We start from the raw sequence: 1,270 nt of genomic DNA on the forward strand, positions 1-1,270 counted from the left end.
CCCATTACTCCTCCGGTCATTGTGCCAAGTATAAATCCCAACATTTTTTCGTTCTCCTTTCGTCTGTTTACGGCTCGGTATGGGGGATTGGGGTTCTCCCCAAAGTGCGTTTGGATATCCAAACGCTATGCTTGCAAAACCAGTCGCATCCGGTTTCGTCCCCTCTGAACCAGTTGTTTTTCTGAATCATTCATTTTCCTTGATTTTGCTCAACCCATCCAGTGTGGTACAGATGATATGGAGTCTGTCAGCCATGCTGATCTCCGTGTTCATCGTCCCGGTGGTCTCTTTTCCGCAGACAACCACCATCCTGCACCGCCTTAATATCTGGTGGGACATTCTCCGCATGGCCTGCATATCCTCTGCATCCCCGTCATCAAGGAATGGGGAAAAGCTGTACTGCGGGCAGATCGGCACATATCCCAGTTCGTAGATCTTCCGGCAGTACCGCTGTACTTTGGTCTTTCCTTCTTCTGCAGAACAGCAGACATAAGCAAGTGCCTGTTCCAATACGACCATCTCCTTTCCTGGCCGGACAGGTTTCCTCTGCCCGGCGTTTTTCCAAAAAGAAACACCCACAAAGCATTCCGCTCTGTGGATGTCTTGTGGACATCTGGATTCTTTTCTTCTCTTTTTCAGATGTCTGCCAGACATCCGGCTACTGTGGTTCTTTGTTTTCCGCTTCTTCCCCAGCTTCCAGTGCAATGCGGACACGGTCGCTTCCCAGCTTATAATACGAATCGGTCACTTCAATGCCGACTGCCTGAAACCCCGACTCTGCCGCCGCAAGGATGGTAGTACCAGCTCCGGCAAACGGGTCTAAGATCAGGCCGCCCGGCTCACAGATCTGGATGACATCCTTCATCAGCTGGAGCGGCTTTTCTGTCACATGGATGCGGTTCTGGGGATTCCCATAACGGAACACACCCGGAAGGCAGGACACCGGGCGGTTGATCGGCATCGGTCCGTTGCTTCCCCATACAATATATTCTGCCTGCTGGCGGAATCTGCCTTTCTGCGGACGGGAGTTCCCCTTGTCCCAGACGGCAGTCCCTCTCCAGATCCACCCTGCCCACTGGAGGGCATCGGTGATGGACGGGTACTGTCTCCAGTCAATAAAGAGGCAGATCGGAGCCCCTCTCTTGCAGGCTTTCCGCACATCGTACAGCCATTCTGCCATCCAGTGGGTCCAGGAACGCTGGTCTTTATTATCCCCATCAAAATCCGGCAGGGCATTTTCTGCTTTCATGCTGCTGTACTTCTGGTTGGT

Annotated in this window: 2 protein-coding genes; both read right to left on the reverse strand. The window is 52.7% G+C overall.

Going from position 1 to position 1,270, the window contains the following annotated elements:
• Window positions 1–186: 186 nt before the first annotated feature.
• Complete coding sequence (locus LIQ05_RS19240; RefSeq protein ID WP_019162195.1) at window positions 187–510, reverse strand: hypothetical protein; 324 nt, start codon at window positions 508–510, stop codon at window positions 187–189.
• Between the two features lie 148 nt (window positions 511–658).
• Window positions 659–1,270: DNA-methyltransferase (locus tag LIQ05_RS19245; RefSeq protein ID WP_226822920.1), on the reverse strand; the 612-nt coding region annotated here is incomplete at its 5' end.

The sequence above is a fragment of the Blautia glucerasea genome (assembly GCF_020537505.1).
Classification (GTDB): Bacteria; Bacillota; Clostridia; order Lachnospirales; family Lachnospiraceae; genus Blautia_A.